The organism is Thiosocius teredinicola (genome assembly GCF_002009425.1).
Taxonomy (GTDB): Bacteria; Pseudomonadota; Gammaproteobacteria; order Chromatiales; family Chromatiaceae; genus Thiosocius; species Thiosocius teredinicola.
Window position 1 is genome coordinate 1,446,170 of sequence record NZ_CP019936.1, and the last position, 14,729, is coordinate 1,460,898.

At 62.3% G+C, this 14,729-nt stretch carries 10 protein-coding genes; all 10 read left to right on the plus strand.

Annotation, left to right across the window (positions count from 1 at the left end; all coding sequences use genetic code 11):
- The 10 genes from B1781_RS07100 to B1781_RS07145 all read left to right on the plus strand — a co-directional run bounded on the left by B1781_RS07100 (nt 1) and on the right by B1781_RS07145 (nt 14,646).
- On the plus strand, nt 1–1,761 hold the full coding sequence (locus tag B1781_RS07100) for an ATP-binding cassette domain-containing protein (RefSeq protein WP_125931963.1): 1,761 nt from the start codon (nt 1–3) through the stop codon (nt 1,759–1,761).
- Nucleotides 1,758–2,885 (plus strand): ABC transporter permease, encoded by a 1,128-nt coding sequence (locus B1781_RS07105; RefSeq protein ID WP_334223903.1) that lies wholly within the window; start codon nt 1,758–1,760, stop codon nt 2,883–2,885. Before B1781_RS07100 ends, B1781_RS07105 begins: the two co-directional genes overlap by 4 nt.
- Nucleotides 2,882–3,997: an ABC transporter permease gene (locus B1781_RS07110; protein WP_078118992.1), complete on the plus strand. Its 1,116-nt coding sequence runs from the start codon at nt 2,882–2,884 to the stop codon at nt 3,995–3,997. Before B1781_RS07105 ends, B1781_RS07110 begins: the two co-directional genes overlap by 4 nt.
- A gap of 331 nt (nt 3,998–4,328) precedes the next feature.
- Nucleotides 4,329–5,207, plus strand: a complete 879-nt coding sequence (locus B1781_RS07115) for a (Fe-S)-binding protein (protein WP_078118993.1) — start codon at nt 4,329–4,331, stop codon at nt 5,205–5,207.
- Between the two features lie 108 nt (nt 5,208–5,315).
- Complete coding sequence (locus B1781_RS07120; RefSeq protein WP_078118994.1) at nt 5,316–10,268, plus strand: 2-oxoacid:acceptor oxidoreductase family protein; 4,953 nt, start codon at nt 5,316–5,318, stop codon at nt 10,266–10,268.
- 10 nt (nt 10,269–10,278) lie between these two features.
- The gene (rsxC, locus tag B1781_RS07125) at nt 10,279–11,616 is read left to right on the plus strand and encodes an electron transport complex subunit RsxC (protein WP_078118995.1); all 1,338 of its coding nucleotides are present in this window, start codon (nt 10,279–10,281) and stop codon (nt 11,614–11,616) included.
- A gap of 1 nt (nt 11,617) precedes the next feature.
- Complete coding sequence (locus B1781_RS07130; protein ID WP_078118996.1) at nt 11,618–12,673, plus strand: RnfABCDGE type electron transport complex subunit D; 1,056 nt, start codon at nt 11,618–11,620, stop codon at nt 12,671–12,673.
- A complete protein-coding gene (locus B1781_RS07135) occupies nt 12,670–13,377 on the plus strand; it encodes an FMN-binding protein (protein ID WP_078118997.1) in 708 nt (235 codons plus the stop codon). The genes B1781_RS07130 and B1781_RS07135 overlap by 4 nt, the downstream gene beginning before the upstream one ends.
- Nucleotides 13,374–14,066, plus strand: coding sequence for an electron transport complex subunit RsxE (rsxE, locus tag B1781_RS07140; protein WP_078118998.1), 693 nt, complete (start codon nt 13,374–13,376; stop codon nt 14,064–14,066). The genes B1781_RS07135 and rsxE overlap by 4 nt, the downstream gene beginning before the upstream one ends.
- Nucleotides 14,056–14,646, plus strand: coding sequence for an electron transport complex protein RnfA (locus tag B1781_RS07145; protein WP_078118999.1), 591 nt, complete (start codon nt 14,056–14,058; stop codon nt 14,644–14,646). The genes rsxE and B1781_RS07145 overlap by 11 nt, the downstream gene beginning before the upstream one ends.
- Nucleotides 14,647–14,729: the final 83 nt, after the last annotated feature.

Sequence of the window (14,729 nt, forward strand, 5' to 3'; positions counted from 1 at the left end):
GTGGACAGCACAGCCTTGTCGTTCGAGGGCGTCAGCAAGTCGTTTCAGGTAGACGACCGGGTGATCCCCGCGTTGCGTTCGGTGGATGTGCGCGTTGCCGCCGGCAAGGTGACCGGCCTGATCGGTCCGGACGGTGCCGGCAAGACGACCTTGATGCGTCTTGCGGTCGGCCTGCTGAAAGCCGATGAAGGTGCGATCGATGTCCTGGGAATCGACGTGACGCGCGACCCGCTCGAGGTGCAGGCGTCAGTCGGTTACATGCCGCAGCGCTTCGGCCTGTACGAAGACCTGAGCGTGCAGCAAAACCTCGATCTGTATGCCGACCTGCAAGGTGTCGAACAGGCGCTGCGGCCGGAGCGCTACGCCGAACTGATGCACATGACCGGCCTCGGTCCGTTCACCGGTCGACTGGCGGGCCGTCTTTCCGGCGGTATGAAACAGAAACTCGGGCTGGCCTGCACGCTGGTCAGGCCGCCACGCCTGCTGGTGTTGGACGAGCCGACGGTCGGTGTCGATCCGGTATCACGCCGCGAGCTGTGGAAGATCATCTACCGCCAGGTCAACGAGCAGGGCATGACGGTACTGCTCAGTACCGCCTATCTCGACGAGGCCGAGCGCTGCGACGAGGTGATCCTGATGCATGCCGGCAGGCGCCTGGGGCACGGCACCCCGCAGCACTTCAGCGAGCCGATGCGCGGTCGCACGTTTCGCGTGGCGGCGCCGAACATTAGCAAGCGCAAGTTGCAGGCGCGCCTGAGCGCCACACCGGGGATCATCGACGCGATCATCGAAGGCGACCTGGTGCGCGTCGTCACGTCGGCGGACGGTCTGCCGGACTTGTCATCGCTGGGCGAAGACGGGTACGCCCTGCAGGCCGAGGCGACGTCGCCGATCTTCGAGGATGCCTTTATCGCGACGCTGCACGACGACGCCACGCACGCTGCCGAGGGTGCGTCGATGCACGCCATGCAACTCGACGCCAACCCGGTCGACGGTGACGGGGCGATGATCGAGGTGCGCGATCTGCAACGCCGTTTTGGCGACTTCTACGCGGTGCGCAACGTGAACTTCGAGGTGCGGCGCGGCGAGATCTTCGGCCTGCTCGGTGCCAATGGGGCCGGCAAGTCGACCACGTTTCGCATGCTGTGCGGGCTGTTGCCGGTATCCGCCGGCGAGGTGCATGTGGCCGGCGTCGACCTGCGGCATACCGGTGCGCAGGCGCGTGCGCGGCTCGGTTACATGGCGCAGCGCTTCGCCTTGTACGGCGATCTCACGGTCGTGCAGAACCTGCGCTTTTTCGCTGCCGCCTATGGTTTGGGCGGCTCGCGGGCGAAACAGCGTATCGCCTGGGCGCTCGATGCCTTCGAGTTGAGCCCGCACACCGATCAGAACAGTCGCGACCTGCCGCTCGGCTTTAAGCAACGCCTGGCGATGGCCGCAGCGTTGATGCACGAACCGGATATCCTGTTTCTCGACGAACCGACCTCGGGCGTCGACCCGCTGGCGCGGCGTGAATTCTGGCAACGCATCAATGCCCTGGCCGAATCGGGCGTCACGGTGTTGGTCACCACACATTTCATGGACGAGGCGAACTACTGCGATCGCCTGGTGATCATGGCCGACGGCGAAGTGCTCGCCGAAGGCACGCCGATGGAGATGAAGGCGCGTTTCCGCAATCCGGCGCACCCCGATCCGACGATGGAGGACGCCTTCATCGGTCTGATCGAGGCACATGCCACAGCGCGAGGAGAGTCGGCGTGAACAAAGCGGCTCGCATGCGCCTGCGCGGCATGATCCGCAAGGAGAGCTGGCAGATCCTGCGTGACCCGTCGAGCATTGCGATCGCTTTTGTCATGCCAGTGGTGCTGTTGTTGCTGTTCGGCTATGGCGTGTCGCTCGATGCGCGCAGTGTGCCGCTGGCGATGGTCGTCGAACAGCCGGACGCCAGCACTGCCAGCCTGGTTGCGGCCTTCGGCCATTCCGAATACTTCGAACCGATGATGTTCAACAATGTGCAGCAGGCGCAGCGCGCGTTCGACGAACGTATCGTGCGCGGCATCGTCTGGCTGCGCGCGAACTTCAGTGAGCGCCTGCTGGCCAAGGGCGATGCGCCGATTGGCGTGATCATCGACGGGGTCGATGCCAACCAGGCGAGGATCACCGAAGGCTATATCCAGGGCGTGTGGCAGGCATGGCTGTTCAGTTATACGCGCGAGAAAGGGGTTGAGATGACCATGCCGGTCACGCTGGAACCGCGCATCTGGTTCAACGCCGCGGTACGTAGCCGCAATTTCCTGGTGCCAGGACTGATCGCGGTGATCATGACCTTGATCGGCGCGATGTTGACCTCGATGGTGGTCGCGCGCGAATGGGAACGCGGCACGATGGAGGCACTGATGGTCACGCCGATCCGCCTGGGCGAACTGGTGGTCGGCAAACTGGTGCCGTATTTTGTGCTCGGCATGGGCGGCATGCTGGTCAGCGTGGCGATGGCGCTGTGGCAGTTCGATGTGCCGCTGCGCGGATCGTTCTGGGCGCTGGCGGTATCGTCGGCGTTGTTCATGCTGGTGGCGCTGGGGCTGGGCCTGCTGATCTCGGTGGTCGCCAAGAACCAGTTCGTCGCCGGGCAGATCTCGATGATCGCCACCTTCCTGCCGGCCTTTCTGTTGTCGGGGTTCATTTTTCAGATCAGCTCGATGCCCGAGGTTGTGCAGATCATCACGCATATCGTCCCGGCGCGGTATTTCGTTGCCATTTTGCAGACGGTGTTTCTCGCCGGCGACATCTGGCCGATCATTCTCAGCAACTGTGTCGCACTGATCGTAATGGCGTTGATCTTCTTGGGGATCGCACGGCGCAAGATGCACAAGAGGTTGGATGCATGACGGCCTGGCGACGCATCTTTGCCCTGATCGTCAAAGAGCTGCTGGCGATCCTGCGCGACAAGAAGAGTCGCATCGTGTTGATCGGTCCGCCGATCGCGCAATTGTTGGTATTCGGCTACGCTGCGACCTTCGATCTCAACAATCTCGCGATCGCGGTTTACGACCAGGATCGCAGCGCGGCATCACGTGAGCTGATCGCCAAGATGACCGGATCGCCGCACTTCGAGTTGGTTGCGCAGGTCGAACATGATGCACAGATCGCGCCGCTGATCGACAACAAGGATGCGCTGATGGTCTTGCGCATCGGGCCGCGTTTCAGCGAAACACTGTTGCGTGGCGATACCGGCGCGGTGCAGGTCATCATCGACGGCCGCAACTCGAACACGGCGCTGCTTGCGTTGAGCTACGTCCGCTCGATCCTGATCGATTTCAATGTGACTTGGGCCAAGCAACATGGTCGACCGAGCCCGCCGGCCACGCTCGAGATCCGTCCGTGGTACAACGAGAACCTCGAATCGCGCTGGTTCATCGTGCCGGGCATCGTTGGCCTGATGGCGTTGATCATCACCACGGTGGTAACCAGTCTGTCGGTTGCCCGCGAACGCGAGGCCGGCACGTTCGATCAGTTGCTGGTCACGCCGCTGCGGCCGATCGAGATCCTGATCGGAAAATCGATCCCCGGGATGTTGATCGGGCTGGTCGAGGCGACCTTCATCCTGGTGCTGGTCGTGCTGTGGTTCGAGGTGCCGCTGCGCGGCAGTCTCGGTGCCTTGTATCTCGGCGTGCTGTTGTTCCTGCTGTCTGCGGTGGGCATCGGGCTGATGATCTCTTCGTTCGCCGTGACCCAGCAGCAGGGGATTCTCGGCGCCTTTCTGTTCGCTGTGCCGGCGGTGATCCTGTCGGGCTTTGCGACCCCGATCGACAACATGCCGGATATCGTTCAGCAGCTGACGCTGATCAACCCGATGCGCTACTTCATGGTGATCCTGCGCGGCGTGTTCCTGCGCGGCGATTCGTATGGCTTGTTGTTCGAGCAGTTCTGGCCGATGGCCGTAATCGGTGTCGTCTCGCTGGCCATTGCCGGCTGGTTGTTTCGCCATCGCATGTACTGAGCGCCGCGCGTTCACGGTGCGTCGGTGTCTGTTTGATGACACAAAGATTGTCTTTGTTTATGCCCACATCAGCAAAGCAAACAAGGTGCAGCGAAAGCCCTTATGTCGTTTGAAATTCACAGCGGCATTGCTCAACCCTTGATCCAGATTAATACAAGAATCCGCGTACGGTGTTTACATAAGTAGAGTCATCATACGACGCGGATGTGTCGTAAACCGCGTACCGTATCGAACGATTTTCCAGGTCGAATTGGCCCCGAGGTGGCACGCGCATGTTGATTCCAAACGCGGGGTGCACGGTGTTGAGCGAAATGCAGTTGAACCGCAGCACATGGCCTTGTTTCCCGATCTGCTGACCGCCGTCGGCTTTATGGCCGTGCTCGGTCTGCTGTTGGCCGGCATTCTTGCCGTCGCCAACCGCCGTCTCTATGTCTACGAAGATCCGCGCATCGATCAGGTCGAGGCGCTGCTGCCAAGCGCCAACTGCGGCTCCTGCGGCACAGCCGGATGCCGCGCGTTCGCCGAGAAGCTGGTCAGCGGCGAATTGCAGCCGGCGCTGTGCACCGTCAATTCGAAAGAGGGCAACCAGGTGATTGCCAATTTTCTGGGTGTCGAACTCGGCAGCCAGGAGCGGCGCGTTGCCCGGCTGGCGTGTGCCGGCGGCAGCAACGTTGCACAACGTCACGCGAGCTATGTCGGACTGGACAGCTGTCGCGCCGCGGTGATGGTCGCCGGCGGCGGTAAGGGTTGTGCCTGGGGGTGTCTCGGCCTGGGCGATTGCGCCAAGGTATGCGAGTTCAATGCACTGGCGATGAATCAAAACGATCTGCCGGTGGTGGATGTCGAGCGTTGCACGGCCTGCGGCGATTGTGTCGAGATCTGTCCTCGCGATCTGTTTTCGCTGCATGCGATCAGTCACCAGCTCTGGGTGGCCTGCAAGAACCTTGAGAAAGATGAGCAGGCCGAGGCCGAGTGCGCCGTGTTGTGCACCGCCTGTGGCCGTTGTGCCGCCGATGCGCCCGAAGGGTTGATCACGATCGACAACAACCTTGCGGTCATCGACTACGCCAAGAACGGCTTGGCCAGCAGGTTGGCGGTGGAACGTTGTCCGACCGGCGCGATTGTCTGGTTGGACGATGTCAGTGGCGCGGCGCACAAAGGCAGAGACGCCAAACGGATCGTACGCAAGGGGGCATTGCCGGTCGGCTGAAGGCCGTCTGCGGCAATCCCAGGGTTTAAGAACAGCGGCCGGCGTAGCAATGCGCTTGTCCGCACAGGCCACACGCGCTGTGTGGCGAACGCAAGGGTAGGGCGAGTCATGTTCGGAAAGAAGGAACCGCAGCAGTTCAAGTATCCAGGCAAGCGCATGGCGATGGACGGCAACACCGCCGTCATCATGTGCGAGCGTGAGTCATCCGACGCCGCCGGCGCGTATCCGATCACACCGTCGACGCAGATGGGTGAGTACTGGGCCGAGGAGACGGCCAAGGGCCACATCAACGTATCCGGCCGGGCGCTGATCTTCGTCGAGCCGGAAGGTGAGCATGCGGCAGCGGGGGTGACCGCGGGTATGTCGATGTCGGGCCTGCGTGCCAGCAACTTCTCCTCGGCGCAGGGCATCGCCTATATGCACGAGTCGCTGTACGCTGCGGTCGGCAAGCGTCTGCCCTATGTGCTCAACATGGGCTGCCGGGCGATCACCAAGTCGAGCCTGAACGTACATGCCGGACATGACGATTATCACTGTGTCGACGACACCGGCTTCGTGCAGTTGATGGCCAAGGATGCGCAGGGCGCCGCCGACCTGAACCTGATCGGCCGCAAGATCGCCGAGTTGTCGCTGACCCCGGCGATCGTCGCGCAGGACGGTTTTCTGACCACCCACCTGATCGAACCGTTGCAGGTGCCCGAGCGCGAACTGGTCGCCGAGTATCTGGGCCGCCCGGACGACATCATCGATTCACCGACGCCGGCGCAACGTATGCTGTACGGCGACAAGCGTCGCCGCATCCCGGTGCTGTGGGATGTCGATAACCCGGTGTTGGCCGGGCCGGTCGAGAACCAGGACTCGTACATGCAGTCGGTGGTCGCGCAGCGGCCGTATTTCTTCGACCACATCGAGGAGATCACCGACCAGGCGATGCAGGAGTTCTATGCGCTGACCGGTCGACGCTACCAGCGCGTCAGCGGCTACCGCATGGATGATGCCGACTACGTGATACTCGGCCAGGGCAGCATGATCGTGCAGGCGCAAGCGGTGGCGGATTACCTGCGCAAGACGCGCAACCTCAAGGTGGGTGTCGTCGACCTGACGTTGTTCCGCCCGTTCCCGGGTGATCTGCTCGGCGAGCTGTTGCACGGCCGCAAAGCGGTCGCCGTGCTGGAGCGCACCGACCAGCCATTGGCCGAAGACCTGCCGCTGATGCGCGAGGTGCGTGCGGCGCTGTTCAAGTGCGTCGAAAACCAATTGGCCGGCGACCGCAGACCGTACCCGGAGTATCCGAGCTTGGCCGCCAAGGAGATACCGCGACTGTACTCCGGCTGTTATGGCCTGGGCAGCCGCGACCTGCAGCCCGAGGCGTTGGTCGGCGCCGTCGAGAACATGTTGCCCGACGGTGCGCAGCGGCCGTTCTATTACCTGTCTGTCGATTTCGTGCATGCCGAGGCCGCCAGCCCGAAGCAGGAGATCCATCAACAGCGCCTGCTCGACGACTACCCGCACATCAAGGACCTCGCGATACGCGGCAGCGAAAACCCCGACCTGACACCGGACGGTTCGATCACGGTACGCATGCACTCGGTCGGTGGCTGGGGTGCGATCACCACCGGCAAGAACCTGGCGATGACGCTGTTCGACCTGCTCGGCTATGACATCAAGGCCAACCCCAAGTACGGTTCGGAAAAGAAAGGTCAGCCGACCACCTACTACCTGTCGGCGGCGCCCGAACCGATTCGCCTGAACTGCGAATATCACTTCGTCGATGTCGTGATGTCGCCCGATCCGAACGTGTTCAGCCATTCAAATCCACTGTACGGTCTGAACAAGGGCGGGGTGTTCATCATCCAGAGCAGTCTTGCCGGTCTTGAAGACGTGTGGGCCGGTTTTCCGCGTCAGGCGCGTCAGTTCATCATCGACAACGACATCCGCGTGTTCTGCCTCGACGGCTTCAAGATAGCGCGTGAAGAGGCAACCAATCCCGATCTGCAGTACCGCATGCAGGGCAACGCCTTTCAGGGTGCGTTCTTCGCGACATCGCCGGTCATGGCGCAGAACAATCTCGATGAGCAGGGGTTGTTCGACGCGATCGATCGCCAGTTGCGCCACAAGTTCGGCGGCAAGGGCGAACGCATCGTGCAGGACAACCTGCGCGTCGTTCAACGTGGCTTCGACGAGGTGCGCGAGATCGTCGACAAGCCGATCGATGCGGTCTCCGTCGAGCCGCATCGCAAGTCGGCCGGCATGCCGGTTATGCTCAAGCAGATGCCGGAGGCCGACGGTGGCATCACCGATGTGCATCGCTTCTGGGAGCAGACCGGCAGCTTCTACGCGGTCGGCAAGGGCGAAGAGAACCTGGCCGATCCGTACATCGGTTTGAGTCTGATCCCGGCGTCGTCGAGCGTGTTCCGCGACATGACGCAGATCCGTTTCGAGTATCCGAAATACATCGCCGAGAACTGTACCGGCTGCGGCAACTGTTTCAGCGTGTGCCCCGACAGCGCGATACCCGGGCTGGTCAACAGCGTCGCCGACGTGTTCGAGACGGCGATCCGTCGCATCGAACGCGAACAGCAGCCGACGATCTGGCTGCGTCGTGCGGTGCGCGATATCGAAAAGCGCCTGCGTGCCTTGATCGAACCGCTCGGTGATCATGCCAACGTCAACGCCTGTCTCGACCAGGCGGTGCTCGAGTCGGTGGCCGCGTCCGAACTGCACGGCGATGACAAGGCGCGTCTCGAAGAAGAGTTCGGCTGGTTCATGGCGACGATCGGCGATTTCCGTTTCGCCGTGACCAAGCCGTACTACAACAACCGCGAAAAGAAAGAGAAGAACAGCGGCGGGCTGTTCTCGGTCACGATCAATCCCTATACCTGCAAGGGCTGCATGGAGTGTGTCGATGTCTGCGGCGACGAGGCGCTGGTGCCGACACCGCAGACGGCCAAGGAGGTCGAGCGGCTGCGCAGTGAGTGGGACTTCTGGCTCGACCTGCCGACCACGCGTCCGGAATACATCCGTATCGACGACCTCGACGAACGTATCGGCGCACTCGAAACCCTGTTGCTCGACAAGCACAACTATGGCTCGCTGACCTGCGGCGACGGTTCCTGTGTCGGCTGTGGCGAGAAGTCGTCGATTCATCTGTTCACATCGGTCGTCACCGCGCTGATGCAGCCGCGCGTGAAGCGTTTCGTCGAACACGTCGACGACCTGATCAAGCGTCTCGATCAGCATGTGCGCCTGCGCCTGGCTGAGGGCATCGACCTTTCGAACGATACCGCGATCGATGAGATCGTGTCGCAGCATCACAGTAGCGACCTGAGCCTGGCGGAACTGTCGGGCGGACTGGATCGGGCGGGCGCCGGTGAACCTGTCGATGCCGAATGGCTGCAGCGCACCACACACCTGCTCAAGGACCTGCGTCAGCTCAAGTGGCTGTACACCCAGGGTCGCTTAAACCGCGGGCGCGCTGAGATGGGCATCATCAATGCGACCGGTTGTACTTCGGTGTGGGGCTCGACCTATCCCTACAACCCGTACCCGTTCCCGTGGGCCAATCATCTGTTCCAGGATTCACCGTCGGTTGCGATGGGCGTATTCCAGGGTCATATGGCCAAGATGGCCGACGGCTTCAAGACCGTGCGCCGCGCCGAGATCGAACTCGACGGCGGTTACAAGGCCGATGAGCACGACGAGCTGTTTGCGTACTTCGACTGGCGCAAGTTCAGCGATGAAGAATGGCTGCTGTGTCCGCCGGTGGTCTCCGTTGGCGGCGACGGTGCGATGTACGACATCGGATTCCAGAACCTGTCGCGCATGCTGATGTCGGGCTTTCCGATCAAGGCGCTGGTGCTCGATACCCAGGTGTACTCGAACACCGGCGGCCAGGCCTGCACTTCGGGCTTCACCGGCCAGGTGTCGGACATGGCGCAATACGGCAAGGCGCACAAGGGCAAGGAAGAGATCCGCAAGGAGATGGCCCTGATCGGTGCGGCGCACCGTACCGCTTACGTGATGCAGGGTTCGATCGCCAACATCACGCACCTGCTCGAAGGTTTTATTGCCGGACTGAACAGCCGCCGCCCGGCGCTGTTCAACATCTACGCGGCCTGTCAGCCCGAGCATGGTATCGGCGACGATGCCTCGGCGGCACAGAACAAGTTGGCCGTCGAATCGCGTGCCTACCCGCTGTTTCGTTACGACCCGGATGCCGGCACCACGTTTGAAGAGTGCGCCGACCTCGAGGGCAACCCGGCGATCGATGACGACTGGCCGACCTACACGCTGAGCTATACCGACGACTTCGGCAACCCGGCGAAGGTCGAGGTGCCGATGACGTTTGCCGACTTCGCTGTGACCGAAGGTCGCTTCCGCAAGCACTTCCGCAAGGCGCCGCCGGATTCGTGGAACGAGAACATGACACCGCTGCACGAACTGCTCGACATGGCGGCCGAGGATCGCGAAGACCTCGTGCCCTATATCCTCGGCGTCGACAGCAAGAACCGCTTGATGCGCGTGTTGGTGTCGGAAGAGATCGTGGCCTCGTGTGAAGACCGGCTGCGCTATTGGCACCAGTTGAAATCTCTGGTCGGCATGCAGCGCAGCAGCGCCGGTGTCGATGTCGACCAACTGGTGAACCAGGCGCGCGCAGACATGGCGCAAAAGCTGTCGGCGAGCCTGCTCGGGTTGGTCGGGTCGGGCGACGCAGCGGCATTGCTGGCTGAAGCGCCAGTCGCGCCGAGCAACGGCGGAGGCAACGGCAGTGCAGCACCTGCACCGGCCGGTGCTGATGCGGGCAGCGGTGGCTACGAGCCGGTATGGATAGAGACGCCCGAGTGCACCGCCTGCGATGAATGCACCAAGATCAATCCGAAGATCTTCGCCTACAACGATGACAAGAAGGCGATCGTGATCAACCCGAAAGGCGGTCCGTTCCGCGACATCGTCAAGGCAGCGGAGAAGTGCACCGCGGGTGTGATCCATCCGGGGACGCCGTTCGATCCGAAAGAGAAGGATCTGGATCGGCTGATCAAGCGCGCAGAGAAATACCAGTAGGTCATCCGACATGGGATTGCGCGATCTGTTCAGACGTCACACGTTCGAACACGGTATACATCCGCCGGACCACAAGGCGTTGACCGCGGGGCTGTCGATCCGACGCCTGCCGTTTGCGCCTTACCTGGTCATACCGCTTTCCCAGCATGCCGGTGCGCCGGCAACACCGCTGGTCAAGAAAGGGCAGGATGTCGCGCGTGGCGAACCGATTGCCGAGGCGAACGGTTTCGTTTCGGTGCCGATGCATGCACCGGCCAGCGGGGTCGTCGACGACATCAGGCTGATGCCGAGTGCGCGTGGCCCGAAGAGCCTGTCGATCGTCATTCGGGTTTACGAAGGTTCGCCGCAGCGCGTCGAGTATGAATCGCCGCGCAACGTCGACGACATGACGCCCGAGCAGATCGTCGAGGCGGTGCAGGCGACCGGCATGGTCGGGCTCGGTGGCGCGGCGTTTCCGACACACGTCAAGATGCGCCCGCCCAAAGAGCACACGGTGGATACCGTGGTCGTCAACGGTTGCGAGTGCGAACCCTACCTGACATGCGACCACCGCCTGATGCTCGAGAAACCGGACGAGCTGATCGCCGGCATCAAGATCGCGTTGCGCGCTACCGGCGCCAAGCGGGCGGTCATCGGGATCGAAGATAACAAGATGGATGCGGTCGAGGTACTCAGCGCACGTGTACGCAGCGAAGCGCTCATCGATGTACAGGCGGTGCCGACCAAGTATCCGCAGGGCGCCGAGAAAATGCTGATCGAAAGCCTGCTGCACCGTCGCATCCCACCGGGTTCGCTGCCATCGTCGGTCGGCGTCAGCGTGTTCAACGTGGGCACGCTGGTGCAGATCGGCGAGTTGTTGCCCACCGGGCGTGGCCTGATCGAACGCGTCGTGACGGTGACCGGTGCCGGTATCCGCCAGCCCGGCAACTACCTGGTGCCCGTCGGCACGCCGATCCGCTATCTGCTCGAGCACGTAGGGGCGAACGAGCCGGTGCATGAATTGATTCTCGGCGGGCCGATGATGGGGATGTCGGTCGCGGCGCTCGACGTGCCGGTGACCAAGGCGATGTCCGGCATGGTGGTGTTGCCGCCGCCGAAGCAAAGCAAACAACTGCCGGTCATGGCCTGTATCCGCTGCGCCTACTGCGTCGAGGCCTGTCCGATGCATCTCAATCCGTCGACACTCGGCCTGCTCGCGACCAAGCGCGAGTACCAGAAGATGGCGGCCGATTTTCATCTCAACGATTGTTTCGAATGCGGCTGCTGTACCTACGTCTGCCCGTCGAACATCCCGCTGGTGCAGTACTTCCGCATCGCCAAGGCGATCAATCGCGAGAGGGCGGCGTGAGATGAGCGATCAACACATCCAGGTTGAGCTGCGCAGCTCGCCGCACCTTAAGCAGACGATCAGCACCGCACAGATCATGCGCAATGTGGTCTATGCGCTGCTGCCGGTGTGTGCCTTTGCCGTGTACAACTTCGGCCTGAGCGCCTTGTTGCTGCTCGCCGTGACCACGGCCGGTTGTATGGCGACCGAGCGGCTGTTTTGTCGGCTGTCCAACAGACCATCGAGTTTGAACGACTGGAGCGTGGTGATTACCGGCCTGCTGCTCGGCCTGACGCTGCCGCCCGGTTTCCCGCTGTGGATGGCGCTGGTCGCCAGCGTGGTTGCGGTCGGCCTGGGCAAGGCGTTGTTCGGCGGTCTCGGTCACAACGTGATGAACCCGGCGTTGGTCGGACGCGCCTTCGTGCAGGCGGCATTTCCTGTCGCGATCACCACCTGGACCCCGTCACTGTTGCCGGCACGCTTCAGCGAGCTGATCCCGACGACGCTGACGGCGCCTTTCATGCAGCCGCCGGATGTCACGCAATGGATCGCCACGCGCACGGCCGATGCCTTCACCGGCGCGACGCCGCTGGCACTGCAGAAGTTCGAGCACGTCAGCACCGACAGCATGGAGCTGTTGATGGGCATGACGGCCGGTTCGGCCGGCGAGACCTCGGCGATCATCATCCTGCTTGGCGGCCTGTATCTCGCGGCGCGGCGCATGCTCGATTGGCGCATACCGATCGGCGTACTGCTCGGGGCGGCACTGACCGCGTTGCCGTTCTGGTTGATGGACTCGGCGCGCTATCCCGACCCCTTGTTCGTGGTGGCGTCGGGTGGATTGATGCTCGGTGCCTGGTTCATGGCGAGCGACATGGTCGCCTCGCCGGTCACGCCGATGGGCGTGTGGATCTATGCGCTGTTCATCGGTGCGTTGACGGTCGTGATCCGTCTGTTCGGAGGTCTGTCCGAAGGTGTGATGTACGCCATTCTGCTCGGCAATGCCATCTCGCCATTGATCGCGACCATCTCGCAGCCGCGGGTATTCGGCAGTCGACGGCGTGGGGCGCGGCCATGAGCGAAGCGACGTCTCACGCCCAACAGCCGCTGCCGACGACGCCGAGCATGGCGATGCTACGCACGCTCGGGCTGGTGGCGGCAATCTCCGGTTTCCTGGTCGTGCTGGCCTACCAGATCACGCAACCGATGATCGAAGAGAACAAGCGTCTGGCGATCGAGCGCGCCCTGTACCAGGTGGTGCCGGGAGCGGTAGCGCGCCGCGACTTCGTCCTCACGGCCGACGGCATTGCGCCACGTGACCCATCGGCAGAGCTCAACGGCGTCCTGCTGTATGCCGGTTACGATGCAGACGGCAAACTGCAAGGCATCGCGCTCGAAGCGGCTGCGCAGGGCTACCAGGACGTTATCCGGTTGCTGTATGGCTACGATCCGAAGTGCCGTTGCATTCGCGGCATCCAGGTGTTGAAGATGGCCGAGACTCCGGGCATCGGTGACCAGATCGCCAAGGATCCCGCATTCATCGAAAACTTTCGTGCGCTCGACGTGAGTCTGAACGATGCAGGCGATGCGCTGCGCAATCCGGTTGTAGCCGTCAAGCACGGCAAGAAGACCGATCCGTGGCAGATTGATGCGATCTCGGGCGCGACCATTTCATCCAACGCGGTGGCGCGTATGTTGAACGACAGTGCGCAATCGGTGCTGCCGCGCGTCCATGCCGATCTGGAGCAACTGACGAATCCGCAGAACGGAGGTGCGCCATGAGCGCAGACAGCGGTGACAAGTCGGCCGTACCGGGCCTGCTCAATCGCGAAGAAGACGTGACGCTCGATACCTTTCTGCGCGGTCTGTGGCAGGAGAACCCGGTATTCGTCATGTTGCTGGGCATGTGTCCGGTGCTGGCGGTGACGAACTCCGCGATCAATGCGTTGGCGATGGGGCTGGCCACGACCTTCGTGCTGGTGAGTTCGAACATCCTGGTTTCGTTGTTCCGCCACGCGATACCCAAGCAGGTGCGCATCGCGACCTACATCGTCATCATCGCCACCTTCGTGACGATGGTCGATTATGCGATCCAGGCGATCAGCCTCGATCTCTACAATGCGCTCGGTGCTTTCATCCAGCTGATCGTTGTGAACTGCGTGATCCTCGGCCGTGCCGAGGCCTATGCGTCCAAACAGCGCCTGTTGCCGACCGTGGTCAATGGCCTGGGGATGGGCGCCGGCTTCACCTTTGCCTTGCTGTGCCTGGGCAGCGTGCGCGAAATACTCGGTGCCGGCAGTCTGTTCGGTGTCGCACTGTTCTCCGAAGGCTTTCAGCCGTGGGTCGTGATGATTCTGCCGCCCGGCGGTTTCTTTGTGTTGGGTGGTTGGTTGCTGTTGTTCAACTGGCTCAAGCGGGTACGTGAGCGGCGTGCCGTCGAACAAACGGGGGTGACTGTCCATGGAAGCTGATTCGCTCACGTTCATCTTCTTGAACGCCGCGGTCATCAACAATTTCGTGCTGGCGATGTTCCTTGGCATCTGTCCATTTCTCGGCGTGTCGGCCAAGCGCGACACCGCGTGGAGCATGGGGCTGGCCGTGGTGTTCGTCATGCTGGTCAGCTCGGTATGCGCGTTCGGCATCAACTGGCTGCTGGTCAGGCTCGAGATCGAGTTCCTGCGTCTGATCTGCTATATCGCCGTGATCGCATCGGCGGTGCAACTGGTCGAGATGGCGATGAAGAAGCTGAGTCCGGCGCTGTTCCGCGCGCTTGGTATCTTCCTGCCGTTGATCACGACCAACTGCGCCATCCTCGGCGTCGCGTTGTTTCAGACGTTCCGTGAGTACAGCTTTCTGCAGAGCCTGGCATTCAGCCTGGGCGCCGGTTTCGGCTTCACCCTGGCGTTGATGCTGATGGCCGGATTGCGCGAACGCCTTGAGCTGTCGGCCGTGCCGGACGTGAGCAAAGGGGCTGCATTGACTCTGATGCTCGCCGGCATGCTGTCGCTGGCGTTCATGGGGTTCGCCGGGCTCGGAGGTCAGCATGCTTGATTATGTCGTCGCGGTGGTTCTGATTTTTGCCGCCTTGATCGGCTGGCTTAAGGTACAGGAGACGGCCCGCCGGTTCGCTGCGC